This window comes from Paenibacillus marchantiophytorum (assembly GCF_014640555.1).
GTDB classification, from domain to species: domain Bacteria; phylum Bacillota; class Bacilli; order Paenibacillales; family NBRC-103111; genus Paenibacillus_E; species Paenibacillus_E marchantiophytorum.
Window position 1 is genome coordinate 13,565 of the sequence record NZ_BMHE01000015.1, and the last position, 26,808, is coordinate 40,372.

Annotated in this window: 26 protein-coding genes; 25 read left to right on the top strand and 1 reads right to left on the bottom strand. The window is 45.5% G+C overall.

The genetic code is table 11. From position 1 onward, the window contains the following. The first annotated feature begins 78 nt into the window (after positions 1-78). From smc to IEY34_RS15855, 16 genes are all read left to right on the top strand, one after another. Entirely contained in the window at positions 79-3,654 is a 3,576-nt protein-coding gene (smc, locus tag IEY34_RS15780) for a chromosome segregation protein SMC (RefSeq protein WP_189012835.1), read from the top strand. Positions 3,655-3,686: 32 nt separating this feature from the next. Further along, positions 3,687-4,682 carry a signal recognition particle-docking protein FtsY gene (gene ftsY / locus IEY34_RS15785; protein ID WP_189012836.1) on the top strand — a complete coding sequence of 332 codons (996 nt, stop codon included), beginning with the start codon at positions 3,687-3,689 and terminating at the stop codon, positions 4,680-4,682. A gap of 172 nt (positions 4,683-4,854) precedes the next feature. Then, on the top strand, positions 4,855-5,214 hold the full coding sequence (locus IEY34_RS15790) for a putative DNA-binding protein (protein WP_189012837.1): 360 nt from the start codon (positions 4,855-4,857) through the stop codon (positions 5,212-5,214). A 29-nt stretch (positions 5,215-5,243) separates the two neighbouring features. Beyond that, complete coding sequence (gene ffh / locus IEY34_RS15795) at positions 5,244-6,602, top strand: signal recognition particle protein (RefSeq protein ID WP_189012839.1); 1,359 nt, start codon at positions 5,244-5,246, stop codon at positions 6,600-6,602. Between the two features lie 35 nt (positions 6,603-6,637). After that, positions 6,638-6,910 carry a 30S ribosomal protein S16 gene (gene rpsP / locus IEY34_RS15800; RefSeq protein ID WP_189012841.1) on the top strand — a complete coding sequence of 91 codons (273 nt, stop codon included), beginning with the start codon at positions 6,638-6,640 and terminating at the stop codon, positions 6,908-6,910. Between the two features lie 26 nt (positions 6,911-6,936). Next, positions 6,937-7,167, top strand: coding sequence for a KH domain-containing protein (locus IEY34_RS15805; RefSeq protein ID WP_079408680.1), 231 nt, complete (start codon positions 6,937-6,939; stop codon positions 7,165-7,167). 82 nt (positions 7,168-7,249) lie between these two features. Further along, complete coding sequence (gene rimM, locus IEY34_RS15810; RefSeq protein ID WP_189012843.1) at positions 7,250-7,765, top strand: ribosome maturation factor RimM; 516 nt, start codon at positions 7,250-7,252, stop codon at positions 7,763-7,765. Beyond that, positions 7,762-8,511 (top strand): tRNA (guanosine(37)-N1)-methyltransferase TrmD, encoded by a 750-nt coding sequence (gene trmD / locus IEY34_RS15815; protein ID WP_189012844.1) that lies wholly within the window; start codon positions 7,762-7,764, stop codon positions 8,509-8,511. The genes rimM and trmD overlap by 4 nt, the downstream gene beginning before the upstream one ends. 172 nt (positions 8,512-8,683) lie before the next feature. Next, positions 8,684-9,025, top strand: coding sequence for a 50S ribosomal protein L19 (rplS, locus tag IEY34_RS15820; protein WP_127458434.1), 342 nt, complete (start codon positions 8,684-8,686; stop codon positions 9,023-9,025). 99 nt (positions 9,026-9,124) lie between these two features. Next, entirely contained in the window at positions 9,125-9,742 is a 618-nt protein-coding gene (gene lepB / locus IEY34_RS15825; RefSeq protein WP_189012846.1) for a signal peptidase I, read from the top strand. A gap of 11 nt (positions 9,743-9,753) precedes the next feature. Next, positions 9,754-10,620, top strand: coding sequence for a ribosome biogenesis GTPase YlqF (ylqF, locus tag IEY34_RS15830; RefSeq protein WP_189012847.1), 867 nt, complete (start codon positions 9,754-9,756; stop codon positions 10,618-10,620). Positions 10,621-10,773: 153 nt separating this feature from the next. Next, the gene (rnhB, locus tag IEY34_RS15835) at positions 10,774-11,421 is read left to right on the top strand and encodes a ribonuclease HII (protein WP_189012848.1); all 648 of its coding nucleotides are present in this window, start codon (positions 10,774-10,776) and stop codon (positions 11,419-11,421) included. 66 nt (positions 11,422-11,487) lie between these two features. Next, the gene (locus tag IEY34_RS15840) at positions 11,488-13,359 is read left to right on the top strand and encodes a TP0910 N-terminal domain-containing protein (protein WP_189012849.1); all 1,872 of its coding nucleotides are present in this window, start codon (positions 11,488-11,490) and stop codon (positions 13,357-13,359) included. After that, a complete protein-coding gene (locus IEY34_RS15845; RefSeq protein ID WP_189012850.1) occupies positions 13,356-13,673 on the top strand; it encodes an EscU/YscU/HrcU family type III secretion system export apparatus switch protein in 318 nt (105 codons plus the stop codon). The genes IEY34_RS15840 and IEY34_RS15845 overlap by 4 nt, the downstream gene beginning before the upstream one ends. After that, complete coding sequence (locus IEY34_RS15850) at positions 13,670-14,047, top strand: YraN family protein (protein ID WP_189012851.1); 378 nt, start codon at positions 13,670-13,672, stop codon at positions 14,045-14,047. The genes IEY34_RS15845 and IEY34_RS15850 overlap by 4 nt, the downstream gene beginning before the upstream one ends. 443 nt (positions 14,048-14,490) lie before the next feature. Beyond that, positions 14,491-15,426, top strand: a complete 936-nt coding sequence (locus IEY34_RS15855; RefSeq protein ID WP_189012853.1) for a S66 peptidase family protein — start codon at positions 14,491-14,493, stop codon at positions 15,424-15,426. Between the two features lie 86 nt (positions 15,427-15,512). On the opposite strand, the gene IEY34_RS15860 is transcribed toward IEY34_RS15855, so the two are convergent. Beyond that, complete coding sequence (locus IEY34_RS15860; RefSeq protein WP_189012855.1) at positions 15,513-16,148, bottom strand: magnesium chelatase domain-containing protein; 636 nt, start codon at positions 16,146-16,148, stop codon at positions 15,513-15,515. A 190-nt stretch (positions 16,149-16,338) separates the two neighbouring features. On the opposite strand from IEY34_RS15860, the gene IEY34_RS15865 reads away from it, so the two are divergent. From IEY34_RS15865 to codY, 9 genes are all read left to right on the top strand, one after another. Continuing rightward, entirely contained in the window at positions 16,339-16,596 is a 258-nt protein-coding gene (locus IEY34_RS15865; protein WP_189012857.1) for a hypothetical protein, read from the top strand. Positions 16,597-16,878: 282 nt separating this feature from the next. Further along, positions 16,879-18,039 carry an ADP-forming succinate--CoA ligase subunit beta gene (sucC, locus tag IEY34_RS15870; RefSeq protein ID WP_189012859.1) on the top strand — a complete coding sequence of 387 codons (1,161 nt, stop codon included), beginning with the start codon at positions 16,879-16,881 and terminating at the stop codon, positions 18,037-18,039. A gap of 49 nt (positions 18,040-18,088) precedes the next feature. Beyond that, positions 18,089-19,021, top strand: coding sequence for a succinate--CoA ligase subunit alpha (gene sucD, locus IEY34_RS15875; RefSeq protein ID WP_189012861.1), 933 nt, complete (start codon positions 18,089-18,091; stop codon positions 19,019-19,021). 115 nt (positions 19,022-19,136) lie between these two features. Further along, entirely contained in the window at positions 19,137-20,228 is a 1,092-nt protein-coding gene (gene dprA, locus IEY34_RS15880; protein WP_189012867.1) for a DNA-processing protein DprA, read from the top strand. Between the two features lie 70 nt (positions 20,229-20,298). Then, positions 20,299-22,401, top strand: coding sequence for a type I DNA topoisomerase (topA, locus tag IEY34_RS15885; RefSeq protein ID WP_189012868.1), 2,103 nt, complete (start codon positions 20,299-20,301; stop codon positions 22,399-22,401). Between the two features lie 12 nt (positions 22,402-22,413). Beyond that, positions 22,414-23,730, top strand: coding sequence for an FADH(2)-oxidizing methylenetetrahydrofolate--tRNA-(uracil(54)-C(5))-methyltransferase TrmFO (trmFO, locus tag IEY34_RS15890; protein WP_189012869.1), 1,317 nt, complete (start codon positions 22,414-22,416; stop codon positions 23,728-23,730). A 195-nt stretch (positions 23,731-23,925) separates the two neighbouring features. After that, the gene (gene hslV, locus IEY34_RS15895; RefSeq protein ID WP_189012870.1) at positions 23,926-24,480 is read left to right on the top strand and encodes an ATP-dependent protease subunit HslV; all 555 of its coding nucleotides are present in this window, start codon (positions 23,926-23,928) and stop codon (positions 24,478-24,480) included. A 37-nt stretch (positions 24,481-24,517) separates the two neighbouring features. Further along, on the top strand, positions 24,518-25,912 hold the full coding sequence (gene hslU / locus IEY34_RS15900; RefSeq protein WP_189012871.1) for an ATP-dependent protease ATPase subunit HslU: 1,395 nt from the start codon (positions 24,518-24,520) through the stop codon (positions 25,910-25,912). Between the two features lie 39 nt (positions 25,913-25,951). Continuing rightward, on the top strand, positions 25,952-26,737 hold the full coding sequence (gene codY, locus IEY34_RS15905; RefSeq protein WP_189012879.1) for a GTP-sensing pleiotropic transcriptional regulator CodY: 786 nt from the start codon (positions 25,952-25,954) through the stop codon (positions 26,735-26,737). Positions 26,738-26,808 lie beyond the last annotated feature (71 nt).

The following is a 26,808-nucleotide window of genomic DNA, read 5'->3' on the forward strand; positions in this document are numbered from 1 at the left end:
AGCTGCGGCTGCCTTTTTTGGTTTTTATCTCTCTTATTTTTAGAAGGGATATGTTACAATAATTTTTGAGGTGAGACCATGTTTTTGAAACGGATTGAATTATCCGGGTTTAAGTCTTTCGCAGACCGGACGGAACTGGAATTTGTACGCGGTATCACCGCAGTTGTAGGTCCGAATGGTAGCGGAAAAAGCAATATTTCAGACGGTATCCGCTGGGTACTGGGTGAACAAAGCGCCAAATCTTTGCGTGGCGGCAAGATGGAAGATGTTATTTTTGCCGGCAGTGATTCACGCCGTGCGGTTAACTTTGGGGAAGTGTCACTGACGCTGGACAATACGTCACAGTCTCTGCCGCTTGATTTTAATGAAGTAACGGTAACTCGCCGAGTGCATCGCAGCGGGGAGAGCGAGTATTTAATTAATAAGCAGCCCTGCCGTCTGAAAGATATCACCGAATTGTTCATGGATACGGGAATTGGGAAAGAAGCGTATTCGATTATTGGACAAGGACGTATTGAAGAGATTTTGAGCACAAAATCCGAAGATCGTCGGGGTATCTTTGAGGAAGCCTCGGGGATTGTTAAATATAAATCACGCAAACGGGAAGCAGAGAAGAAATTAGGGGAAACCGAGCAGAACTTGCTGCGGATTCACGATCTTGTTTCCGAGCTAGAGGATCAAATTGAACCGCTTCGCGAGCAGTCGGAGAAAGCAATTCGCTATAAGGAGCTTCGCGAGACGCTCAAGAGCAGTGAGATTGCCATGTATGTCCATCAAATCGATCAGATTTATCTTTCGTGGAATGAAGCTTCGCAAAAGTTAGAAAAGCTGACGAAAGAGCAAACGGAGCTTTCCACAATCGTGAATCAGCATGATGCCCATCTGGAGAAGCATCGCTGGGAAACGCGCCGACTGGAAGAAGAGTTGGAGAAATTGCAAGAAAGCTTGCTTGGGCTGAGCGAGGATTTCGAGAAGTGCGAAGGACATGGTGAAGTTCTCAAAGAACGGAAGAAAAACTATGTCGGGAATCATCAGCAGTTAAGCACAACGATTGCGATTCAAGAGCAGCGAAAGCTGGATAAAGAAGCCGAACTGAGTGAGCAGCGGGAGAAAATCATCCAAATTGGCGCACAGTTATTTGAGTTTCAGGCCAAGCTGACAGCTGAGGAGCAGCGTTTGCTGGGTGTTAATGGCGGGATCAGCTCATCGCCAGAAGATCAATTAAAAGGGGAGCTGCTGGAAACCCTTAACCGGATGGCCCAGGCGCGCAATGAAATTCGGTATGCGGAGCAGCAGACGGAGAGCCTTGCACGCCGTTTGGAGAGATTGGATGAAGAACGCCAAAAATGGTCCGAACAGCGGGAGAAAATTACACTGCGCAAGCAGGAATTAACGGTTAAGCTGGATGAGACCGTCCAAGAAATTGAAGATGTTAGGCAACAGTATGTGCAGCTAACCCAAAGCTTGAAAAATAAACAAAGCTTATTGGATGAAGCGCAGGGAATGGTTCGCAAATGGGAACAAAAGCTTGATGCCTTAACCTCCCGTCGTGATACCATGAAGGAAATGGCTAACGACTATGATGGCTTTATGCAAGGGGTTAAGGAAGTCCTTAAAGCGAAAACCCGCAAAGATTTGAAGGGAATTCGCGGCGCAATTGCCGAACTGGTCAAAGTGCCCGCGGATGTGGAAGTAGCGATAGAGACAGCGCTCGGCGGCGCCTTGCAAAATATCGTGGTTGAAACGGAAGCCGATGGTCGTGAAGCCATTGCCTTCTTGAAACGCCGCCAAATGGGGCGGGCTACTTTCCTGCCGATGAATGTCATTCGGGGTCGTTCGATTGGCGATCATGAGCTAAGCTCGTTGAAATCTGCCAAAGGCTTTATCGGTCTTGCGGTTGATCTCGTTTCATTCGATGCCACTTATACGAATATTTTCTCAAGCTTATTAGGGAATGTTGTAGTTGCCCAGAGCTTGGAAGATGCCAATCATATTGCGGCCAAAGCACAATACCGCTACCGTGTTGTCACGTTGGAAGGTGACGTTGTTAATCCCGGCGGTTCTATGACTGGCGGAAGCTTGCAGAAGAAATCGACGAATCTGCTAGGTCGCCAACGTCAGATTGAGGAATTGGATCAAGAAATCAAGAGCTCTGAGCAGCAGCTTAGCGGTTTGCGCAGCCAATCCGGCGTGATGAAGCGTGAGATTACTGATGATATGATGACGATTGAGCAGCTTCGCCAGCTAGGGGAACAGAAACGGATCACGGAGCAGCAAGTTCGTGCAGAATTGAACCCGTTGGAATCCGAAAGCCGGACAGTTGAAGACCAGCTTTCCCAGGATAGTCAAGATCGAGGTTCATTACTGGCAGAGAAGGCTGATTTGGCTCTCAAGAAAACGGAAGCCGAAGCTATGTTGGCTGAGCTTCAGCAAGAGGAAGCTTCCTTGCAGCAGGCTATTCGCGAAGCTGAAAACTCCAGAAAAGCCAGTGAATCCGAAAAAGAAGAGCTGCAAAGCCAATTGACAGATTTGAAGGTTAAAGTGGCATCGATTTCTCAAGAGAAGCAATCTCTGCAAGACCAACAGCGGCGTTTGCAGCAGGATCTTGGAGAGGTTGATCGGGAGATGGAGATGAACCGAGGGCTTCTTGTTCAACTGGAACAAGATATGGCTTTGCTTGAGCAGGAGACGGTGCTGCAAGTTGAATTGCTTAACGATCTCAAGCTCAAAAAGCAGCAATGTACGGAAAGTATCGATTTCAAACGGGCTGAACGAACGGAATGGCTACATAAGCTTGAGCAGGAAGAGAATGAAACTCGCGCGCAGCGCACGCAACTAAAACAGGTTGAAGAGAGTTTGCACCAAACGGAAGTTCGTGTAACTCGTCTGGATGTTGAACTTGAGAATATGCTGAAAAAGCTGGCTGAAGACTACGAACTTAGCTATGAGCTGGCCAAAGATCGCTACCCGGTGCCGGAAGATATTCAAGGGACCCAAAGTAAAGTACGTGAGCTCAAACGTGAGATTGCTTCCTTGGGGGATGTCAACCTGGGTGCAATTGAAGAATACTCGCGTGTGTCTGAACGTTTTGAGTTTCTAGATTCGCAAAAAAATGATTTGATCGAAGCGAAAACAACGTTGTATCAAGTCATTCGTGAAATGGATATAGAGATGTCGAAGCGATTTAAGACGACTTTTGATGCCATTCGGTCGCACTTCGGTGTTGTGTTTGCCAAATTGTTCGGGGGCGGTCGAGCGGATTTGATTTTGTCGGAACCAGAGAATATGCTGGATACCGGCATTGAGATCGTAGCTCAGCCGCCTGGCAAGAAGCTGCAGAATTTACAGCTGCTTTCAGGTGGAGAGCGAGCACTCACGGCGATTGCGCTCTTATTTTCGATTATTTGTGTAAAGCCAGTGCCATTCTGCGTCCTGGACGAAGTTGAAGCGGCTCTGGATGAAGCGAACGTATCTCGTTTTGCTGAATACTTGCGTGAATTCTCGGAAATGACGCAATTTATCGTCGTTACACACCGCAAAGGAACGATGGAAGAGGCCGATGTGCTGTACGGCGTAACCATGCAAGAAGGCGGAGTTTCCAAGTTGGTTTCAGTGCGTTTGGAGGATGAGGAAGCTGTTGTTTCCGCGTCATAATCTGTTGACAAGTTAATTTCCTAGGAGGAACCATGAGCTTTTTTAAACGACTAAAAGATAGTATTTCCAGCAAGGCCGAAGCTGTTACGAATAAATTTAAAGAAGGACTAACCAAAACGAGGGACGCCTTCGTTGATCGCGTAGATGACTTATTTAGTCGCCGCAAGAAAATTGACGAAGATTTCTATGAAGAGCTTGAGGAAATTCTAATCGGCGCTGATGTAGGCGTGAATACGGTTTTGAAATTGATTAATGAGCTTCGTGCTGAAGTGAAGAAGCGTAAAATCGAGAATCCGGCGGAACTTCAACCGATTCTTTCTGAGAAGCTTATTGAGCTTTTGAAAGGAGATGCGGATGCAGGATTAAATCTGAATCCGAACGGGTTGTCTGTGATTTTATTCGTAGGCGTTAATGGGGTAGGGAAAACAACGACAATCGGCAAAATGGCTCATATGTTCAAATCACAAGGCAAAAAAGTGCTGATGGCTGCCGGAGATACGTTTCGTGCTGGAGCAATTGAGCAATTGGAGATTTGGGGAGAACGTGTCGGTGTTGATGTCATCAAACAACAATCTGGCGCTGATCCCGCCGCGGTGATGTTCGATGCTGTGCAAGCTGCCAAAACACGAGGAGTCGACATCCTATTATGCGATACTGCGGGCCGCTTGCAGAACAAAGTGAATCTGATGGAGGAACTGAACAAGATTTATCGCGTTATTCAGCGGGAAGTACCGGATGCTCCTCATGAGGTTATTCTTGTTTTGGATGCGACAACGGGGCAAAATGCGCTTAGCCAGGCCAAATTATTCGGCGACAAAACAGGTCTTACAGGATTGGTTTTATCCAAGCTGGATGGCACAGCGAAAGGCGGTATTGTTGTAGCGATCCGTCAGGAACTGTCTTTACCGGTGAAATTCGTAGGTCTTGGGGAGAAAATGGATGATCTCCAGCCGTTTGATTCAGAGCAATTTGTTCATGCATTGTTTGGCAAATGGATTGGCGAGCAAAAGGAAGAAACCGATATTTAATCCTGGTATTCTTGTGTGGAACTCAAAATTCGTCTCAACCGCGTGGCGGTTTGAGGTGGATTTTTTGTTTTTTAAACTGACAAGGTCAAATGCTTGACATTCATCTCGGAATTCAGTATGATAGGTTCTGTTGTGCTGGTGTCAAGTGCGCAACCTTTACGGAGGTGGAGTTATGACGCTCGATCAGATCGATCAGATGCTGGAGAAGACGAATCGCATTAACTTGCTGTTTGATTTCTATGAAGCGTTGTTGACCGATAAACAGAGAACATTCCTCCAGTTGTATTTCCACGATGATTACTCCTTGGGAGAAATCGCTGAGAATTTTGAAATAAGCCGCCAAGCGGTCTATGAGCACATTAAACGAGCAGAGTTAACCTTGCAGGATTATGAAGGCAAGCTGCAGCTAGTACATAAACATGAACAGCGCATGAAGCTGCGTTCAGAACTGATTCAAGTGATGGATCAATGCGATCCTGAGCTAAAGAGGAAAACGACGGAGCTTTTTGATACAATAGTAGGGATAGATTAAATAAAGTCCAGAGGCAGGAGGTGAAGCGCATGGCATTTGAAGGATTAGCAAACCGATTACAGAACGTATTCGGCAAGCTGAGAAGCAAAGGTAAGCTGACGGAAGAAGATGTAGGCGAAGCGCTTCGCGAGGTTCGATTGGCTCTGCTCGAAGCGGACGTTAACTTTAAAGTGGTGAAAGACTTTATTGCTAAGGTGAAAGAACAAGCGATAGGACAAGATGTATTGAAGTCCTTCACACCTGGCATGGTTGTTATCGATATTGTTAACAAAGAGCTTACCTCTCTGATGGGAGGCACACAAAGTAAACTGGCACGCTCGAATCGACCTCCAACGATCATTATGATGGCAGGCTTGCAAGGGGCAGGGAAAACAACAACCTCTGGTAAACTAGCCAAAATGCTGCTCAAGCAGAACCATAGACCGCTTCTCGTAGCTTGTGATATATACCGTCCAGCCGCGATCAAGCAGCTTCAAGTTCTGGGAGAACAATTGCAAGTGCCTGTGTTTGCACTCGGTGATCAAGTGAACCCGGTGGACATTGCCAAAGCCGGACTTCAGCATGCCAAAGATAATGGTAATGATTATGTCATTATCGATACCGCCGGTCGTCTCCACATCGATGAGAATTTGATGGACGAGCTGAAGAATGTACGAACTGCCGTTGAACCTGATGAGATTTTACTTGTTGTCGATGCGATGACAGGTCAGGATGCCGTCAATGTTGCAGAAAGTTTTCACAAACAGCTTGAGCTGACAGGTGTTGTATTAACGAAGCTGGATGGCGATACCCGTGGTGGTGCTGCGTTGTCCGTCAAAGCTGTAACAGGCTGTCCGATCAAGTTTGTGGCTAGCGGCGAGAAGATGGATGCGTTGGAACCTTTCTTCCCAGATCGTATGGCTTCAAGAATATTGGGCATGGGCGATATGCTTACTCTGATTGAGAAGGCGCAAGCCGGGATTGATATGGATAAGGCGAAAGAGATGGAGCGCAAAATGCGCAACGCCGAATTCACCTTTGAAGATTTCCTTGATCAGATGGAGCAAGTTAAGAAGATGGGTCCTTTGGATCAAATTCTGGATATGCTGCCTGGTGCGAACAAGATCAAAGGCATGAAGGATATGAAGGTTGACGACAAACAAATGGCACGTGTTGAGGCTATTGTGAAGTCGATGACCACGGAAGAAAAGCGCAAGCCTGAGCTCCTGAATGCAAATCGCCGCAAGCGGATTGCTATGGGAAGCGGCAACTCCGTGCAGGAAGTTAACCGTTTCATCAAGCAGTTCGATGATATGCGCAAGATGATGAAGCAATTCTCTGGCATGATGGGTCCTAAAGGCGGCAAAGGTATGAAAAAGCTTGGCAAGGGATTTAAATTCCCCTTTTAAATAAGCTATTTATTCTAAGTAGGAGGTGATTTTTCATGGCAGTACGTATTCGTCTTAAACGTGTAGGCGCTCATAAAGCTCCTTTTTACCGTGTAGTGGTTTCGGATTCCCGTTCCCCACGTGATGGTCGTTTTATTGAAGAAATCGGTACTTATAACCCGATTACAGAACCAGCAGCAGTTTCTCTTGATGAGGAAAAAGCGCTGAAATGGCTTCAAACTGGCGCTCAACCGTCCGATACAGTTCGCAGCCTGTTCTCAAAAGCAGGTTTGATGACTAAATTTCACGAGCTGAAATTACAGAAGTAATCTGTTATCTTTCGGAGGGTGAGTTCATGAAGGATCTTATCACGGTAATTGCTAAGGCACTTGTCGATCATCCGGAAGAAGTACGTGTCACTGTGGTGGAGAAAGATGACAAGATTGAGTTCAGGCTGTCTGTTCATCCCGACGATGTCGGTAAAGTGATTGGCAAGCAAGGAAAGATTGCGAAGTCGCTCCGCACAGTGGTCACGTCGGCAGCTGTGAAAGAAACGAAGCGGGTAGCCGTAGAAATCGTTTCATAAGAAAGTAGGTTAGGATTTAGTTCCTAGCCTTTTTCTTGTATGATTTGGAAGGTAAATTAATGTGGAGGTTGGGCAAGCGAATATGAGCGAAAAACTGGTCACCATCGGTAAAGTTGTAAACAGCCACGGAATTCGTGGAGAGCTAAAAATAGTTCCAGAAACAGATTTCCCAGAACGTTTTGATAAAGGCAATTCGCTAATTATTGTAGATTCTCAAAATAAGCAAACGCCGGTGACGGTGCTATCGTCCCGCTTACATAAAAATGTGTTCATCATCCAATTCGCAGGATTCACTGACATCAATGAGGTAGAGAAGTTTAAAGGTTCGCTCCTCAAAATTGAAAGCACCCAGCAGCAACCGCTTGATGAGGGAGAGTATTACTATAGCGAAATTATCGGGTGCAACGTGATTACGGAAGATGGCCAAGAATTAGGCTTAGTGTCCGAAGTATTAACACCAGGCGCTAATGATGTGTGGGTCGTAGCTTTGGCGAAAGGAAAGCAACTATTACTGCCTGTCATTGATGATGTAATCCTTGATGTCGATGTCGCCAACAAAATAATCCGCATCCATCTGATGGAAGGGTTACTAGAATGAGAATCGATGTGTTGACGCTCTTTCCTGAGATGTTTGATGGTGTTTTTTCGTCCAGCATATTGGGGAAAGCGCGTGATAAAGGAATCGTTTCGTTGAATACGGTAAATTTTCGTGATTATGCAAACAATAAGCATAATACAGTCGATGATTATCCTTATGGCGGCGGAGGCGGTATGGTTTTGAAGCCTGAGCCGATTTTCGCTGCGGTTGAAGCTCTGCCCGTTCATGAACAACCCGGAGAAGAGCAAATTAAGCCGCGTGTGATTCTGATGTGTCCGCAAGGTACGCCTTTTACGCAAAAGAAAGCGGAGGAACTGTCGAGCGAACAACATCTTGTGTTTATTTGCGGTCATTACGAAGGCTACGATGAGCGGATTCGGCAATATCTGGTGACGGACGAGCTCTCCATCGGAGATTATGTATTAACAGGCGGTGAATTACCCGCTATGGTTGTCATAGACAGCGTAGTGAGGCTCCTGCCTGGCGTGCTGGGCAATGAAATGTCCGCTGTCACGGATTCATTCTCAACAGGTCTATTGGAGTATCCGCATTATACGCGGCCAGCTAAGTTCAGAGAGTGGGAAGTACCTGAAATGCTGATGTCAGGCCATCATGAGAATGTAAGGAAATGGCGCAGGAAAGAATCATTGTTCCGTACATTGGAACGACGTTCGGATTTGCTTGTAGATAGAGAGTTATCCAAAGAAGAGAAGGCATGGGTTGCCGAATGGCATGCCCGGCAGTAAAAGGTTGAATAGCCAGAAAGTTCTCTATTGATATTATTCTTTATCTATGATAATATATATTCTGTTGTGATTTTTTCAACAGTTCGAGTCTGGTGGTCCTCTACGCATAACAACTACGATCTACTTTGTGAATGAGCGGAATGAACACCTGTGTGGAAGGAGGGAGTCAACTATGAATCTTATTCAAGAGATTACGAAAGAGCAACTCCGTACGGATATTCCTAATTTCCGTCCAGGAGACACACTTAAAGTACACGTAAAAGTTATCGAGGGTACACGTGAGCGTATTCAGCTGTTCGAAGGTGTTGTTATTAAACGCCACGGCGGTGGAATCAGCGAAACGTTTACAGTTCGTAAAATTTCTTACGGTGTGGGTGTGGAAAGAACTTTCCCATTCCATTCTCCGAAGATTGAAAAGATTGAAGTGGCTCGCCGTGGTAAAGTTCGTCGTGCGAAACTTTATTATCTGCGTGGTCTTCGTGGTAAAGCTGCAAGAATCAAAGAAATTCGATAAGAAAAACGGGGGGCTTGTTCAGGCAAGTCTCCTTTTCATTTTCATGGTGCATACTAGATCTAACGACATAAACCAAAACTGGAAAAGAGGCAATCAGTGATGGAACAAAAGAACCAAGATCAGCCTTACATAGAGCCGGACTCAGCGGCAGCTGCTGCGCCTGCGAAATCAACTAAAAATGAGACTTGGGAATGGATTAAAGCTTTGGTTATTGCGGGCGTGCTTGTGATCATCATTCGCTGGTTCTTATTCTCGCCGTTCATTGTAGATGGAGATTCCATGCGCCCGAATTTCTCTACCGGTGAAAGACTTATCGTGAATAAAATTGTGTATGATATTCGCTCGCCGAAACGGGGAGAGGTTATTGTTTTCCACGCTCCGGAAGGTAAGGATTACATCAAACGCGTCATTGGTCTTCCAGGTGAGACAGTGAAAGTGACGGGTGACAAAGTCTTCATTAATGGTCAAGAGATTGATCAGCCTTTCATCAAAGAAGCGATTGAACAAGCAAATAAAGATGGACATCCCTACAATACATTGTCAGATTATCCGGAAACCAAAATTCCAGATAACGAGATATTCGCTATGGGAGATAATCGTCCGAATTCCAAAGATAGCCGTGCGAAGAGTGTAGGTTTCGTACCCTACGACAAAATTGTTGGCCGTGCAGAAGTCATTTTCTGGCCAGTGAGCAAAATTAGTTTCATACATTTTTGAGGTGAAGAAGAATGACCATTCAATGGTTTCCCGGTCACATGACCAAGGCGCGAAGACAGATTGAAGAAAAGCTTAAGCTGATTGATGTCGTCATTGAGCTCTTGGATGCCCGCATACCGCTCTCCAGCCGGAACCCGATGGTTGATGAGATTTTAAAGGATAAACCGCGCCTGGTCTTGCTGAATAAGAATGATTTGGCGGATCCGCAAGTCACTGCGGAATGGGTCAAATATTTTGCCGAGCAAGGTCTTCCGGCATTACCGATCGATGCTGCCAACGGAACTCATTTGAAAGAAATCTTGCCGCGAGTTAAGCAGCTTTGGGCTCACAAGATTGAGAGTCAGCTTCGCAAGGGGATTAACCCTCGTGCAGTAAGAGCGCTTATTGTTGGGATTCCAAATGTGGGCAAATCGACGCTTATTAATCAGCTTGCTGGCAAGAAAATTGCCGCTACTGGAGATAAACCAGGCGTTACCAAGGGGCAGCAGTGGATTAAAGTCGGCACCGAGATGGATTTGTTGGATACACCGGGGATTTTGTGGCCCAAATTCGAAGATCAAATGGTTGGCATGAGATTGGCGGCTACAGGTGCGATTAAAGAAGAATTGCTTCATTTGGATGAAATCGCGCTGTTCGTCGTTAAATACATGGTTCAGCATTATGGAACTGGTATTCAGGAACGATATGCCATTCAAGAGCTTCCCGAGGATATGGATAATATTCATGAGGTCATTAAGGTTATGGAAGCGATCGGCCGCAAGCGCGGAGCTATTGTAAGCGGTGGTAAGGTCGATTTGGACAAGGCTTCCTTGATTATTATTCGTGAACTTCGAGCAGGTAAAATGGGGCGCATTTCTTTGGAAAAACCTTTGCGTTAATCAAAATCGGTTGAATGAAAGTCATTTTGGAGTTCCGCTGCGATAGCGGGCTCGAAGATGGCTTTTTATTTTGGCAAGATGCAAGCAAAAAATGGTATGGCTTGACGCGGCGTCAATCCTTTATAATGAAGAGATGGAAAGGGGCGAAAGCCGTTGCTAGAGTACGAAAAACAAATATGGGAGCAAGGCTTCAGTCTTGTTGCTGGCATAGATGAAGTAGGAAGAGGCTGTCTATTCGGCGATGTCGTGGCAGCTGCGGTTATTCTTCCCAAAGGGTTTCTGCTGGAGGGAGTCGATGATTCCAAAAAGCTTTCTGAGAAGAAAAGGGACCTGTTATTCGACCAAATTATGAGCGAAGCGCTTGCAGTCGGTGTAGGTATTGTGGATGTTGATGCGATTGAAGCCTTAAATATTAAACAAGCTGCAAGATTGGCTATGAAGATGGCCGTGGAACAATTGAAGATCGTGCCAGATTATCTGCTCGTAGATGCCGAAGTTGTAAGTGTGGACATTGAACAAACAGCAATTATACATGGTGATGCGCTAAGTCAATCGATTGCCGCCGCTTCCATTATTGCCAAGGTCACACGTGACCGCATGTGCATAGAATGGGACGAGCAATATCCCGAATATGGCCTTGCTGTACATAAAGGTTATGCAACGAAGCACCATAGAGAGATGCTTTTGCGCTATGGGCCTACCGCACTTCATCGAAAGTTATTTATTCGCAAGGTTATGGCTCAATTGGAATTGAAGGAATCTGCGCCCCAGTCAGAGCAGCTTGAATTGGATCATATTTAACTTAATCTTGTAAAGTAATGCTTGGAAAACGCCGATACTATACATAAGGTGACAGGAAAACTCGAGGTGATCAAAGTGAATATTAGCGGACTGATTCGTAATTTGGTCGGAGAATTAACCGCATCGGATAGCAAGGTGCTTGAATTAAAGGTTGGGCAGATTGTCAAAGGTGTTGTGCTTCAACTGCTTAGTGATCAAGAAGCATTATTGAATATTGGTGGCGTACAGGTTCGTGCCAAGCTGGAAACTCCCCTCAAACAGGGAGAGGTGACGATGCTGCAAGTGCAACCGGAATCTTCCAGCGGGGGTCAAGTTTTGTTGAAACCACTCACAGCATCGGATGTGCAGATTGCGGATGATTCGCTTAGTGATTTGCTCAAGGCTTTCAATGTAAAGGATACTGCAAGTAATCGGCAAATGGTTCAGCAGATGCAGCAAGATGGTGTTCCGGTGTCGAAGGAAAATGTCAAAGCATTTGATCAATTAATGCGTAGTCTGCCTGAAGGGGCGAATAAGGAAGAATGGGCCCAGGCAGCCATACTTGCTCACAAAAAGGGATTGCCGCTCACGATGGAGACGGTAGGGGCCTTGAAGCAGGTGACAACGGGCCCGCCCGTAGGCAAAGTTCTGGAGCAGCTCGAGCAGCAGGCTAGCGCGCTGCTTGAGCAAGATCCGGGGCACCCCGCGGCGGATACCGCCAAGCAGGTTGTCGCGCTGCTCAAGGAGCTGCGAGCTTCTGCCGCAGCGACATGGCCTGCGCGGCCGCCGGAAGCTACGGCGGCCGCAGAAGCTGCAGCGCCAGCTGCTTCGCAGGCTGGCGCTGGGAAGACGGCGGCTCCTGCAGGGGCGCCGCAGGTGATTGCCGGCAGCCCGCCTGCGGCTGCTGCCGGTACGGCTCCGCCCGCTGCTAGCGCAGCAGCGGGGCTGGAAGAGCCCGCCGCGGCTGCGCCGCGCGCGGAGAAGGCCGCCGGCGAAGCCCCGGCGGCGGGACAGCCGGCCGCCCGCGCAGCGGGGGCGGCCGAGCAGCCGCAGGCTCAGGCGCGGAGCGCTGAGCCTGCACGCGAAGGCGAGCCGCCTAAGGCGGGTTCGCCGGCGGAGCCCCAGCCGCCTGCGAAGCAGAAGGCGGCGGCTCCAGCAGAGGCGCAGGCGCGAAGCGCTGCGCCCGACGCGCCAGCGCCAGCGGCTGAAAGTGAGACCAACTGGATCAGTCGGATGCTCAAAGCCGTTGGCGTGGAACATGAAGCTCATCTAGCCGCTAAGCTCGATGAGCGTGTAGATCCGATGCTGCGCGGACGGACACAAACAGACGATCTGCTGCCGAATCTAATCGCTGCTGGCAACCAGCAGGACGACACGGTCAAGCCTGCGGCTGACACGCTCAAAAGTCTGCTGCTGCAGCTAACCGCATCCGATGACACGCCAGCGCCGCTCAAAGAGGCGGCGCAGCAAGCTATAGGGCAAATTACCGGCCAACAGCTCATGCTGACTGGTGACAAAAGTGCGATGTTTGCCCATATGACCCTATTCGTTCCTTTCATGGATGGGACAGGCCAACAGTCGGCCGCCATTCACATCCAATCCCGCAAAGGCAAACGCGGAGAAGTAGATGCAAGCAATTGCCGACTTCTTTTTGATCTGCAAATGAAAGTCATGGGCAACACGCTGTTGGACGTGCAAGTTGTTAATAAAATTGTTTCATTGAATATCCATAATGATCATCCTGCCTTAGCCCCTTTAATGGAAGAATCCAAAGAAGAAATAACAGCAGCCATGCAGAAAGCTGGATATCAATTTATATCTTTGAAGTGTTCCCCTTACCCTCTGCCGCCTGTGTTGAAAGAAAATGAATCAGATAAGCAAGGGATTTCAGATGGCCGAGCTGATCTACGGGCGCTATTTCAGCCGAAAACGTACAAAGGAGTGGATTTCCGAGCATGAACAAGCGTAGGAATCCATCCGAGGCACCGGCATCGACACCACTCAAAAAAGCTGTAGCGCTTCGATATTCACCGGAACAACAGAAGGCTCCAACTCTCATCGCCAAAGGCAGTGGGCATATGGCAGAAGCTATTTTACAGAAAGCCAAAGATAATGGAATCCCTATTCAAGAGGACTCTTCACTTGTGGAAGTGCTGTCAAAATTAGATTTGGATCAAGAAATTCCTCCCGAATTATACCAACTCGTTGCTGAGGTGCTTAGCTTTATTTATCGTTCGGATAATCGGATGCGGCTTAAGAGGAATGACGAATGACCGAAAGGCGCAAAGATTCAAGGAAACAATTAGGGAAATTCGGCGAAGATACAGCTGAGAGCTATTTAATTGAGATGAACTACCGGATTGTGGCGCGGAATTGGCGATGCCGGACAGGAGAACTCGATATCATTGCTGAAAAAGCAGGCGTATTAATATTTGTTGAGGTCCGCACACGAAAACCCTCCCTGCATTTTGGGACGGCTAAAGAATCAATTGATTTTAGAAAGCAGTTGAAGGTCAGAGAGACAGCGCAATTTTATTTGCATCGCTTTCAACAGCATGGGAGATCAGTTCGCTTTGATGTCATCGCGATAGAAGTAACTTTAGGTGTAGAAGCACCTCGCATCGAACATATAGAAGGAGCCTTTTGATACGGTTGTCGTCGGACAAACGCCTCATAAGGCTTTTTTTACACGAGTTTGACTGCGGTCGGAACCCAATTCCTTCCTCTTCATGCACAAAAGGGCTTCTAATGAACTGTATGATGCTTAAAGACGAGAATATGGCTGCTTTGGAGATTTAATGAACAGAATTGGCCCTATCGAGCAGTTTTTAGGAGGAAAAGGTGATCGTTTCCTTGTAATAGCGCGTCTGGCATTCATTAGATTTTCAGAATGAGCGATTTTGAGCGAATAGAGGGTATTCAGTTCCTAAAGGGGCTTGCCTCAAGGTTAATTGACTTGACTTGGTGACCTAACCGCAGGCAAGGTTTTTTTTCAAGTGATGGCAACTTGATCTTTATTCCTTATAGGTATCATTATTTTCGCTTTCCGCACATAAATATTACTTACAGACTTGCTAGGAGAGTGGAGACATGCCTATTTATCCACCCATATTAAAACGTGGTGACACAATAGGAATTGTTACATTAGGAAGTCCACTAGCCCCGGACACCATACATACTGGTATTTCAGTATTGCAAAGCATGGGATTTCAGGTTATTTTAGGTGACTATGTGTATGCAGTAAATGGTTTTCTTGCTGGAACAGATGAACAAAGAGCGATCGATCTCATGAATATGTTTGCTAATCCAAAAGTTAATATGATTCTTCCCACAAGAGGAGGAGTGGGCGTAGCGGGAATTCTCCCGTATTTGGACTACGAATTAATTTCAGCAAATCCCAAAATACTCACAGGATACAGTGATGTTTCTGTTTTATTAAATACCTTATATCAATTTTCTGACTTAGTAACTTTTTCTAGTCTGCTGCTTATCGATTTTAAGGCGTCTACTCCTGCTTTTAATTTCAATCAATTCTTTGAGGCAGTTTCTACTGTTAAATCTCCAAGGCGTATCCAAAATCCTCCAGGTAGGGTTCTAACAAGTAAAGTGGTTGGCAATGTGACTGCACCTATGGTCGGAGGCAACCTATCTTCAATTACGGATACTTTGGGTACCTCGTTCGAAATTGATACTAGAGGAAAAATTCTATTCCTTGAAGAAATTCATGAACCTATCAACAAGGTGTATAGAATGATTAAGCATCTAATATTGGCAGGTAAGATGTATGATTGTGTTGGAATTGTAATGGGCGAGTGTTCAGGTTGCCCAGATGCCTACGGCAAATCTTACAATGATTTGATCAATGAACTATTAGTACCTTTAGGGAAGCCGCTAATGACTAATTTGGCTGCCGCTCATGGCATATATAAGGTTGCTGTACCGATTGGCGCATTGGTAAATCTCAACACGTATACTAGCACTTTGACTGTGCTTGAACCAACTGTTAGTACAATTACCAGGCGCTAAATGAGTAATAGAAGTGAGGTTGAACACATAAAGGGAGCCTTTGAGGCGTTGGTCATTAAACACTTATAAGCCAATGTAGGCCAATATCACAGCTTAACTTGATAATGACCGTTGACGTCCGCGTAATCTTCGACAAAATGGGAAGTTTCCGTATAATTTGTCGAAGATTCGCTACCTCTGTTATTAATGACATTAAATATATAATCAGGTTCGGAGTCTTTGTTCCAATGTTTGAAATCAGCTAAATTCGTAATGCCACACACCTCTATTCCAGCGATCAACGCTGCTTCAGAGGCATTTGCCAGAGGAAGGCAAACACGCCTCATTCCTAGCAACTTAGCAGCATGTGTCATCGACAGAACGCCAGGAATGGGGCGGAGTGAACCATCGAGCGCGAGTTCTCCTAGGAATAAAGTTTGCTGGAAGCAATCCGCAGGGATTTGTCCAGTTGTAATCAAAATGGCAACCGCAATAGCGAGGTCGAATGAGGAGCCTTCCTTGCGCAAATCAGCGGGTGCTAAATTTACGGTTATGCGATCCATAGGAAAGCTGAACCCGCCATTTTTAATGGAAGAACGAACCCTTTCAACGGATTCTCTGACAGCGGGGTCGGGGAGTCCTACCAAATTAATCTGCGGCAACCCGCTTGATATATCGACTTCAACTTCGATCGGCTGTCCTTCGATACCCTGCAAACATGCGCTTAATACTTTACCGTACATCAAAAAGCACCTTCCTCTCCTAGGTTAAGCAGTATGAAGCATACTGTCATAAAATTGGATAAAAGGTGCTTCCTTATCGATCCGTGTAATTATATTGTAAGCGAATATGGTAAAATTACGCAATTCCTAATTGTAAGAAAGGCGTTTTAAATAACGCCTCGATGCGCATACTGGAACTAGAGGTGATGATATGCAGGAGAAACCCTATTTTTGCCCCAATTGTCGTTCCAACCGAGTAAAATTCAGTGTAATTACCAGTTATGCGCAATCGTTTCAGAAGGATGCCCTTTCTGGCAGTATAACGGAATTTAAAGATCCTAATGCGATAGCAGAGAGCGAGCCGACGATTCAATGCTTAATTTGTCATTTCACTGGCAATGAGCTTAGGTTCATCAAACAAGCGGAACGTGAACCGCGAATGAATACGCCAACAACACCGCTTTACTAGGCAATTCAAGCTAGACGTATTTTTCAGATGATGGAAAATACGTCTTTTTTATGTGCAAAGTGATAGCTAAAGTTTTTCAGCGTGAAAGGAAACTTTGAATGAATTAACGAAAAAAATAAGGAAACTGTCGAAAATAAGTGATACAATGGTTAGGGCTTGTGAAGAAGTGTGATACTAATTCCGGCAGCAAGAATTATTTCGTGCAGAACGCAATCAGGAAATTACACTTTTCCCCTGTATAGCACGTATAGAAAGTCCACACTGATAGGAGGATTTTAGGAAATGAATATCCATGAGTATCAAGGCAAAGAAGTCCTGAGACAGTACGGAGTCAGCGTTCCTAACGGAAAAGTTGCTTTTACCGTTGATGAGGCTGTTGAAGCAGCAAAAGAACTCGGAACATCCGTCGTCGTAGTTAAGGCGCAAATTCATGCCGGAGGTCGCGGTAAGGCAGGCGGCGTTAAGGTAGCTAAAAGCCTCGACGAAGTTCGTACATATGCTAGCGAGATTCTTGGTAAAGTGCTTGTCACTCACCAAACAGGTCCAGAAGGTAAAGAAGTAAAACGCCTTTTGATCGAAGAGGGCTGTGACATTAAAAAAGAATATTATGTCGGTGTAGTTGTTGACCGTGCTACAGGCAGCGTCGTTTTGATGGCCTCTGAAGAAGGCGGTACGGAGATTGAAGAAGTAGCTGAGCATTCTCCTGAGAAAATTTTCAAAGAGGCTGTAGATCCAGCAATCGGTCTTCAAGCTTTCCAAGCACGTAGACTTGCTTACGCGATCAACATTCCTAATGAACTTGTCAACAAAGCAGTTAAATTCATGCTTGCTCTTTATAAAGCATTCGTTGAGAAAGATGCATCTATTGCCGAAATCAACCCTTTGGTTGTCACAGGCTCTGGTGACGTTATGGCTCTCGATGCCAAATTAAACTTCGATTCCAACGCGCTTTTCCGTCACAAAGACATCGTAGATCTTCGTGATCTTGAAGAAGAAGACGCGAAAGAAATTCAAGCTTCCAAATACGACCTGAGCTACATCGCTCTTGATGGCAACATCGGTTGTATGGTTAACGGCGCAGGACTTGCAATGGCCACTATGGACATTATCAAGCATTACGGCGGAGACCCGGCTAACTTCCTAGACGTAGGGGGCGGTGCTACGAAAGAGAAAGTTACTGAAGCATTCAAAATCATCTTGTCCGATGAGCAAGTTAAAGGGATTTTCGTTAACATCTTCGGTGGGATTATGCGTTGTGACGTTATTGCTGATGGCGTTGTCGCTGCTGCAAGAGAGCTTGGACTTTCCCGTCCGCTCGTTGTTCGTCTAGAAGGAACTAACGTTGAACTTGGTAAAAAGATTCTTAATGAATCCGGCTTGAACATCGTTGCGGCTGACTCCATGGCAGACGGCGCACAAAAAATCGTTGCACTTGTGAAATAATCTAAACCCGAGTGGTTTTAACTAATATAGGGGATGTGAACAAAAGATCATGAGTATTTTGGTCAATAAAGATACAAAAGTCATTACTCAAGGGATTACCGGCGCTACGGGTTTGTTTCATACCAAAGGCGGACTGGAATATGGCACACAAATGGTTGGTGGCGTAACGCCTGGTAAAGGCGGTACGAAAGTAGATATCACATTGGAAAACGGTGAGCTTGTTCAGCTTCCAGTTTTTAATACAGTTATCGACGCCAAAAATGCAACAGGTGCTACGGCATCGGTTATTTATGTACCACCTGCATTCGCAGCTGAGTCCATCATTGAAGCTATTGAAGCTGAGCTTGAGCTTGTTATCTGTATCACGGAAGGTATTCCGGTTCTTGATATGGTTAAAGTGAAACGTTACCTTGAAGGTAAGAAAACGGTTCTTATCGGACCTAACTGCCCAGGCGTTATCACACCAGGTGAATGCAAAATTGGTATTATGCCAGGTTACATTCATACACCAGGCCACGTAGGCGTTGTTTCCCGTTCAGGGACTTTGACTTACGAAGCTGTTCACCAATTGACTACACGTGGAATCGGTCAATCATCCGCTGTTGGTATCGGTGGAGATCCGGTTAAAGGTTCTGAGTTCATTGATATCCTCAAACGTTTCAATGATGATCCAGACACTTATGCGGTTATCATGATCGGTGAGATCGGTGGTACAGCAGAGGAAGAAGCGGCTGAGTGGGTTGCTGCTAACATGACGAAGCCAGTTGTTGGCTTTATCGGTGGTAAAACGGCGCCTCCAGGAAAACGTATGGGACATGCTGGTGCCATTATTTCCGGTGGTAAAGGTACTGCAGCTGAGAAAGTTGCAACAATGGAAAGATGCGGAATCCGCGTAGCTGCAACACCTTCTGAAATGGGCTCTACGCTTGTAAGTGTCCTTGAAGAAAAAGGTATGCTGGATAAAGTTATCACAAAAAAATAGTCTTCTTATGAAGAAGGTAGGCAACCTTCCATATCCCTGACATAGGGATTTGGGAGGTTTTTTGTTTTTTTACAAAGGCAGGTATTTGTCATTCGAGTGGGGAGTGTATATACTTATGGATAATCGATTGATTTTGATTGGACTTCATGAGCTTGAAGGTGTTGGTTGGAAAACGATTCTTCATTTACTAAACCGTTTTCCGGAGCCGGAACGTTTATTAACGTTGTCAACAGCTGAACTAACTGCCAAAGGGATTCGAGCATCCGTCGCTGCCCAAATCGCCACACAGTTTAACCGATCTTTTATTGAAGAAAAACTTCACTTATATAGGAAGCAATCGATTCAAATTATTACGATTTTGGACGATGACTACCCGCCAATACTCAAAGAAATTGCACAACCACCGTGGGTGCTGTATGTTAAAGGGAAACTTTCTTTGTTAAAAGGGCCAATCCTAGGTATAGTTGGGACAAGAACGCCGACACTATATGGGAAGAGGATTGCTGAGGAATGGGCAGATGCACTTTCGAGAACCGGATTCAGCATTGTGAGTGGACTTGCCAGAGGCATAGACAGCAAAGCTCACATCGGTGCGCTAAAAGGCAAATCGAAGACAGTTGCTGTCCTCGGCTGTGCTATCAATCACATTTATCCGCGTGAAAACGCACTATTATATAAGCGAATTGAACAAGAAGGTGTCATTATCTCCGAATATCCGATTGGTACAGGCATGAGACCGGGGATGTTCCCCCAGCGGAATCGAATTATTGCTGGTCTATCCCTTGGTGTTACCGTTGTGGAAGCAGCAGCTGATAGTGGGTCATTAATAACGGTTGATTTTGCCCTCGAAGAATCACGTGATGTATTTGCTGTTCCAGGTCCTATTGACTCCAAACAAAGCGTTGGCGTTCACAAACTTCTTAAAGATGGCGCCAAACTAGTGACTCAAGTCGAGGAGATTCTGGAGGAGTATAAACATATCATCCGTATGGAGGAACTAGGCGCAAGTAAGAAACAATCTCAGCTATTTACACTAACGGTTGAGGAAGACGAAATTTTCCGGAAAATGTCGAATCAGCCAGTCTCAATTGACAGCTTGTTAGAGGATGGTCAATTTACGTTTGGACATTTGCATGCAGTTCTGTTATCTTTGGTAATGAAAAAGGCGATTAAACAGCTTCCAGGTTCTACTTACATCTTAGCATAGGCTAATCAAGAAGTTTTTCTTCTCGCCAATAGACGTTACCTTGAAACCAAGAGGGGAGGAAGGACGATCCATGGCGGATTCTTTAGTCATAGTGGAGTCACCGGCAAAAGCCAAAACCATTGGCAAATATTTAGGCAGTAAATTTATTGTAAAAGCCTCGATGGGTCATATTCGCGACCTTCCGAAGAGCCAAATTGGCGTAGAAGTGGATCGTAACTTTGAGCCTAAATACATAACTATCCGTGGTAAAGGTTCTATCCTTAAAGAATTAAAAGATGCTAGCAAAAAAGTTAAGAAAATATATCTGGCGGCGGATCCGGATCGTGAAGGTGAAGCAATTGCCTGGCACTTAGCGCACTATTTGGACGTGGGTGCCGACGAGCTCTGTCGTGTAGTATTTAACGAAATTACGAAAGATGCGGTTAAAGATGCGTTCAAAACGCCTCGCCGAATCAATCAAGATCTTGTTAATGCTCAGCAAGCGAGACGGATTTTGGATCGACTTGTTGGTTATAAAATCAGCCCTTTGCTTTGGAAAAAAGTAAAAAAAGGACTATCTGCAGGCCGTGTACAATCCGTCGCAGTTAAATTAATTCAAGATCGCGAAAATGAAATCAAAGCCTTCGAACCGGAAGAGTACTGGTCTATCACCGTAGTGCTTGATGCTGGGAAGACGGTGTTCGAAGCCAAGTATCATAGCATCAACGGGGAGAAGAAAGAACTCCATTCGAATGAGGACGTTGAACAGATTTTAGCTGCGATGGGCAGCGATGCCTTTACGGTGAAAGAAGTGAAAGAGAAAGAGCGAGCTCGCAATCCTTCACCACCATTCATCACGAGCTCCATGCAGCAGGAAGCTGCGAGAAAGCTTAATTTCAGAGCTTCCAAGACAATGTCTGTAGCCCAGCAATTATATGAAGGAATAGATTTGGGGAAAGAAGGTACGGTTGGTCTAATTACTTACATGCGTACCGACTCGACACGAATTTCACCGATCGCACAAGAAGAAGCCAAAGATTTTATCATTCATAAATATGGTCCGACATTCTACCCTGAAACACCACGTATGTACACGAAAAAGAATGCGAATGCGCAGGATGCGCATGAAGGCATTCGTCCTACTTCCGTGCTTAGGGAACCGGATCAGATGAAAGAGTATCTCAGCAAAGATCAATATCGCCTGTATAAGCTGGTTTGGGATCGCTTTGTAGCGAGTCAGATGTCCTCAGCAGTCTTAGATACAATGACGATTGATTTGACAGCAGGGGAGACGATATTCCGCGCGAACGGCTCCAAAATGAAATTTGCTGGTTTTATGAAAGTTTATGTCGAGAGCAATGATGATGGAACGACAGAAGAGGATAAATTGCTGCCTCCTCTGACGAAGGGAGATACCCTCCAGAAACAAAGCATCGATCCGAAGCAGCATTTTACTCAACCGCCTCCACGGTATACGGAAGCGCGTTTGGTGCGAGCGCTGGAGGAAATGGGTATTGGTCGTCCAAGTACATATGCGCCAACGCTGGAGACGATTCAAAAGCGTGGCTATGTGGCGATTGAAGAGAAGAAATTCGTGCCCACGGAACTCGGTGAGCTTGTGATTCAATTAATGCAGGAATTCTTCCCGGAAATCCTGGATGTTGAATTCACAGCTCATATGGAAGAAGAACTCGATTTTGTTGAAGAGGGCAAGGAAGATTGGGTTCGGGTATTGGATTCCTTTTACAAATCCTTCGAAAAGCGTCTTGAATTCGCTGAAGAGGAAATGAAAGAAATTGAAATTCAAGACGAAGTTTCCGATGAAATTTGTGAGAAGTGCGGCAAGCATCTTGTTTATAAAATGGGGCGGTTCGGTAAGTTTCTGGCTTGCTCCGGTTTCCCGGATTGCCGGAATACGAAGCCAATCATCAAAGATATTGGCGTTACATGCCCTACGTGCAAGACAGGTAAGATCGTAGAGCGCAGAAGCAAAAAAGGACGTGTATTCTATGGCTGTGATCAATATCCAGCTTGTGATTTCGTTTCCTGGGATAAGCCGGTCAATAAGCCATGTCCCGCTTGCAGCTCAATGATGATCGAGAAAAGAAGCAAGAACGGCGTGATGATTCAGTGTACGCAGTGTGACCATAAAGAAGAAGCAAGTGACGATTCATCCGACGATATGAAAGATTAGAGGTGTCTGATTTTGCCAGAATATCCAAGAGTAACAGTCATCGGTGCAGGATTGGCTGGAAGTGAAGCCGCCTGGCAGATTGCCCGTCAAGGCGTGCCTGTTACTTTATATGAAATGCGTAATGTTCGTAAAACACCAGCTCATATTACCGATCAATTCGCTGAGCTCGTGTGCAGCAACTCGCTTCGTTCCAATGGCCTGACCAATGCGGTAGGTGTTTTGAAGGAAGAGATGAGAAAGCTGGATTCCCTCATTCTGTCTTGCGCAGATGAGCATGCTGTACCTGCTGGAGGGGCATTAGCGGTTGACCGCGATGGTTTCTCGCAAGCTGTAACCTCCACTCTGCGCAACCATCCGCTTATTGAGGTTCGCAATGAGGAAGTTGAAATTCTGCCGGATGGAATTGTTGTAGTCGCATCGGGTCCTTTAACTTCACCAGCATTGTCTGCGGATCTCAAGCAATTGATGGGAGAAGAATACCTCTACTTCTATGATGCCGCAGCTCCTATCGTAGAGAAGGATTCCATCGATATGAATAAGGTGTATCTGGCTTCCCGATATGATAAAGGGGAAGCAGCCTATCTCAACTGTCCGATGACGGAAGACGAGTTCAATGTTTTCTATGAAGCATTGATCACAGCAGAGGTAGCAGAACTCAAGGAATTCGAGAAAGAAATCTATTTCGAAGGCTGTATGCCGCTTGAAGTTATGGCTAAACGCGGCAAACAAACGGTTTTATTCGGACCAATGAAACCTGTTGGATTAGTAAATCCACATACAGGCAAATTGCCGCACGCTGTCGTTCAACTTCGTCAAGATAACGCAGCTGGAACTTTATTTAATTTGGTAGGCTTCCAAACCCATCTGAAATGGGGGGAGCAGAAACGTGTTTTATCATTGATTCCTGGGCTTGAGCAAGCCGAGTTTGTACGTTACGGTGTTATGCATCGGAATACGTTCATCAATTCGCCTAGACTGCTTAATCCGACGTATCAATATAAAAACAGAGAAAACCTTTTCTTTGCTGGTCAAATGACTGGTGTTGAAGGATATGTAGAGTCGGCTGCTTCCGGACTAATTGCCGGTATGAACGCTGGTCGTTTGGCAAAAGGTGAGGCATGCGTGACTCTGCCTGCTGAAACAACGTTAGGAAGTATGGCTAATTATATTACCGAAGCGGACGTAAAGCACTTCCAACCGATGAATGCAAATTTCGGATTACTTCCACAATTGCCGGAACGAATTCGCAACAAAAAAGAAAAATACGAGAAGCTGGCTAACCGTGCGTTAGAAAGTATTCAGAATTTTTCGAAAACACTTGCCGAATAAGTTGTAATCGTACTATTTCTTGTGGTACTATAATTATGTTTTGTGGTATTTTTCATTTGTTTCCTCATACATTTACCTCTAGATGCGGTCTTTTTTTGAAACGACCTCGCTAGGGGTTTATCTCTTTTATGAGACCGAAACCAAGAAAAAGTGTTTCTTATGTGATGTATGATTCCATTTGAGAGGTGATAAGAGATGGATTCCAATCAAGCCACGTTTCATGCAACAACTATTTTTGCTATTCGTCATCAAGGTAAAGGGGCTATTGCCGGAGATGGGCAAGTGACATTTGGCAACAGCATGATTATGAAAAGCAGTGCCAAAAAAGTACGGCGTTTACATAGAGGGAAAGTTATCGCTGGATTTGCCGGCTCTGTTGCCGATGCTATTACGCTTTTCGAGAAGTTTGAAGGTAAGCTGGAGGAACATCATGGAAACTTGCAGCGCGCCGCGGTTGAGCTTACCAAGGATTGGCGGCAGGATCGTGTGCTGCGCAGACTGGAAGCTATGATGATTGTGATGGATGCTTCGGGGCTGCTGCTTCTCTCTGGTAATGGGGAAGTCATCGAACCTGATGATGGTATCTTGGCTATTGGATCTGGAGGCAGTTTCGCTTTAGCTGCTGGAAGAGCGCTGCATAGGCATGCATCTACTTTGAGTGCCAAAGAAATTGCTCATGCTGCTTTAACGACAGCTGCTGAGATTTGTGTATTCACAAACCACAATATCATTGTCGAAGAGATCGAATAACGTATCTGAAGGTAAATCTTATAGGAGGGTATCCTACATGGCCAACAGCTCCCTTACACCTAAACAAATTGTCCAAGAATTGGATCGATACATAGTAGGTCAGAAAAAAGCGAAAAAATCAGTGGCTATTGCTCTGCGGAATCGTTATCGGAGAAACCTGGTCGACGAAGCCATGAGGGATGAAATTGTTCCGAAAAACATCCTGATGATTGGCCCAACTGGTGTAGGCAAAACGGAAATTGCCCGTAGACTTGCCAAGTTGGTTGGTGCTCCATTCATTAAAGTTGAGGCTACGAAATTCACCGAAGTCGGTTATGTGGGACGAGATGTGGAGTCCATGGTTCGCGATTTAACGGAAACGGCTGTCCGTATGGTAAAGGCTGAACGTATGGAGAATGTTAAGGATAGAGCAGAGAAATTGGCCAATGAGCGCCTGGTTTCCTTGTTAGTACCAAGTGCGACACGCGCCAAAACGCAACGTAATCCGTTTGAAATGCTGTTCGGTGGTCAGAACCAACCAGAGCAAGAAGAAGCCCCAGACCCTACGCTATCCACTAAGCGGGCAGATATTGCCGAACAATTGACACACGGTAAATTAGAGAATGAGCTAGTTGAGATTGAGGTTGAAGATTCTTCTCCTTCCATGATGGATATGCTCGCAGGTCAAGGCAATGAGCAAGCAGGTATGAACATGCAAGAAATGTTTGGCAACTTGCTGCCGAAGAAAATGAAAAAGCGAAAGCTGCCTGTCAAAGAAGCCAGAAAAGTTCTGACCCAAGAAGAGGCGCAACGCTTGATCGATATGGATGAAGTCATCCAGGAATCGATTCATCGTGCTGAACAATCCGGCATTATTTTTATTGATGAAATAGATAAAATAGCGAGCAACAGCCGCGGCGGGAGCGGCCCGGATATTTCTCGAGAAGGCGTGCAACGCGACATTTTGCCAATTGTAGAGGGCTCAACGGTTGTGACTAAATACGGCCCTGTGAAGACGGATTACGTCTTATTCATTGGCGCTGGTGCCTTTCACATTGCAAAGCCATCTGATTTGATTCCAGAGCTGCAAGGGAGATTCCCGATTCGGGTTGAATTGAGTGATTTAACGCTTGAGGATTTCGTTTCTATTTTGAAAGAGCCCAAAAATGCACTAACCAAACAATATACAGCTTTATTGCAAACTGAAGGTATAACGGTCGAGTTTGCGGAAGAAGCTATTTATGAAATCGCGCGAATTGCTGTGGAAGTAAATCAGAATACGGAGAATATCGGGGCAAGAAGATTGCATACGATTTTGGAGAAGCTGCTAGAAGATCTGTCCTATGAAGCGCCAGAGATAACACTTGAATCGATCGTTATTAATCCTGAATATGTTCGTGATAAGCTCGGAGATATTGTTCAAAACCGAGATTTAAGTCAGTATATTTTATAAATGTATGTGTGCACGGTAATGTAAGTAGGAGGCAGTTAAATGAGTTTACTAAACAAAACAAGAAGGCTGAATCGATTGCTGCAGAAAGAAGCAGGCAATGCGGTCAGCTTTATGGATATGGCAGAAGTGTTAAGGGATATTGTCATTGCCAATATCTATGTGGTAAGTCGCAAAGGTAAAATCCTTGGTTATGCCACGACAAATGATCCGATTTCGCTTGAGATGAATCAATCCATTCTCATCGAACGCAGGTTTCCGACAGAGTCCAATAATCTTCTTTTGAAGATTGAGGAAACATCGGCAATCGCTGAACAAGACAGCCCCTATTTCTATTATACAGAACAGATGAAAGACATGTTTCCATATATCCATACGACTTTAGTACCAATTATTGGGGGAGGAAGTCGTCTAGGGACGCTGATATTAAGTCGGAATGAAGGCACCTTCATCGATGATGATTTGGTTCTGGCGGAGTATGGATCAACTGTAATCGCGATGGAGATTCTCAGAGAACGTGCTGAAGAGATCGAAGAAGAAGCGAGAAGCAAAGCAGTTGTTCAAGTGGCAATCGGCTCTTTATCATTTAGTGAAATGGAAGCTGTTGAGCACATTTTTGAGGAATTAGATGGTAAGGAAGGGCTTCTAGTAGCTAGTAAAATTGCGGATCGAGTCGGTATCACACGTTCTGTGATTGTTAATGCGCTCCGTAAATTGGAGAGTGCGGGGGTCATCGAAACGCGTTCTCTGGGTATGAAGGGCACTTATATCCGTATATTAAATGAACAATTAATGCAAAGTATCGAACAGATTAAGACGAAGTTATAGCAAACATAAGGAAAAGCCCTGTCTTGTAAAAAGATAGGGCTTTTTTCTTATTGTAAGTTAGGCTAATATCT

Coding starts and splice junctions, on each gene's coding strand:
- smc (WP_189012835.1), top strand. CDS start 79: ATGTTTTTGAAACGGATTGAATTATCCGGGTTTAAGTCTTTCGCAGAC.
- ftsY (WP_189012836.1), top strand. CDS start 3,687: ATGAGCTTTTTTAAACGACTAAAAGATAGTATTTCCAGCAAGGCCGAA.
- IEY34_RS15790 (WP_189012837.1), top strand. CDS start 4,855: ATGACGCTCGATCAGATCGATCAGATGCTGGAGAAGACGAATCGCATT.
- ffh (WP_189012839.1), top strand. CDS start 5,244: ATGGCATTTGAAGGATTAGCAAACCGATTACAGAACGTATTCGGCAAG.
- rpsP (WP_189012841.1), top strand. CDS start 6,638: ATGGCAGTACGTATTCGTCTTAAACGTGTAGGCGCTCATAAAGCTCCT.
- IEY34_RS15805 (WP_079408680.1), top strand. CDS start 6,937: ATGAAGGATCTTATCACGGTAATTGCTAAGGCACTTGTCGATCATCCG.
- rimM (WP_189012843.1), top strand. CDS start 7,250: ATGAGCGAAAAACTGGTCACCATCGGTAAAGTTGTAAACAGCCACGGA.
- trmD (WP_189012844.1), top strand. CDS start 7,762: ATGAGAATCGATGTGTTGACGCTCTTTCCTGAGATGTTTGATGGTGTT.
- rplS (WP_127458434.1), top strand. CDS start 8,684: ATGAATCTTATTCAAGAGATTACGAAAGAGCAACTCCGTACGGATATT.
- lepB (WP_189012846.1), top strand. CDS start 9,125: ATGGAACAAAAGAACCAAGATCAGCCTTACATAGAGCCGGACTCAGCG.
- ylqF (WP_189012847.1), top strand. CDS start 9,754: ATGACCATTCAATGGTTTCCCGGTCACATGACCAAGGCGCGAAGACAG.
- IEY34_RS15845 (WP_189012850.1), top strand. CDS start 13,356: ATGAACAAGCGTAGGAATCCATCCGAGGCACCGGCATCGACACCACTC.
- IEY34_RS15850 (WP_189012851.1), top strand. CDS start 13,670: ATGACCGAAAGGCGCAAAGATTCAAGGAAACAATTAGGGAAATTCGGC.
- IEY34_RS15855 (WP_189012853.1), top strand. CDS start 14,491: ATGCCTATTTATCCACCCATATTAAAACGTGGTGACACAATAGGAATT.
- IEY34_RS15860 (WP_189012855.1), bottom strand. CDS start 16,148: ATGTACGGTAAAGTATTAAGCGCATGTTTGCAGGGTATCGAAGGACAG.
- IEY34_RS15865 (WP_189012857.1), top strand. CDS start 16,339: ATGCAGGAGAAACCCTATTTTTGCCCCAATTGTCGTTCCAACCGAGTA.
- sucC (WP_189012859.1), top strand. CDS start 16,879: ATGAATATCCATGAGTATCAAGGCAAAGAAGTCCTGAGACAGTACGGA.
- sucD (WP_189012861.1), top strand. CDS start 18,089: ATGAGTATTTTGGTCAATAAAGATACAAAAGTCATTACTCAAGGGATT.
- dprA (WP_189012867.1), top strand. CDS start 19,137: ATGGATAATCGATTGATTTTGATTGGACTTCATGAGCTTGAAGGTGTT.
- topA (WP_189012868.1), top strand. CDS start 20,299: ATGGCGGATTCTTTAGTCATAGTGGAGTCACCGGCAAAAGCCAAAACC.
- hslV (WP_189012870.1), top strand. CDS start 23,926: ATGGATTCCAATCAAGCCACGTTTCATGCAACAACTATTTTTGCTATT.
- hslU (WP_189012871.1), top strand. CDS start 24,518: ATGGCCAACAGCTCCCTTACACCTAAACAAATTGTCCAAGAATTGGAT.
- codY (WP_189012879.1), top strand. CDS start 25,952: ATGAGTTTACTAAACAAAACAAGAAGGCTGAATCGATTGCTGCAGAAA.